The 305-nt window shown below is 78.0% G+C and carries 1 protein-coding gene; it reads right to left on the reverse strand.

Annotation, left to right across the window (positions count from 1 at the left end; genetic code table 11):
* Positions 1 to 305 (reverse strand): SAM-dependent methyltransferase (locus CVH10_RS19325; protein WP_369335889.1); only part of this gene is annotated, 305 nt, incomplete at both ends.

The raw sequence follows: 305 nt of genomic DNA on the forward strand, positions 1-305 counted from the left end.
CATCGCGAACACGCCGGGATCGCCGCCCGAGACCACCGCGACGCGCCGGCCGGAGGCGGCGAGTTCGAGGGCGTGGCGCGCCCGGTCGACCTCGACGCGGTTGTCGCTGGCATGGCGGACGAGCCCCGGCCGCTCGGGCACGCGGGCGACGTAGGGGATGTAGCCGATGAGGTCCTGCGCCTGGGCCAGGGCCTCCTGGGCGGCGGCCGTCAGCAGGCGCGGATCGCCCGGGCCCAATCCGATGACCGTGACCGAGCCGGTCCCCGCGGCGGGGCCGCTCACGGCCGGCGTCCCTCGCCGGGCAG

The sequence above is a fragment of the Halomonas sp. ND22Bw genome (genome assembly GCF_003011945.1).
Lineage (GTDB): Bacteria > Pseudomonadota > Gammaproteobacteria > Pseudomonadales > Halomonadaceae > Halomonas > Halomonas halophila.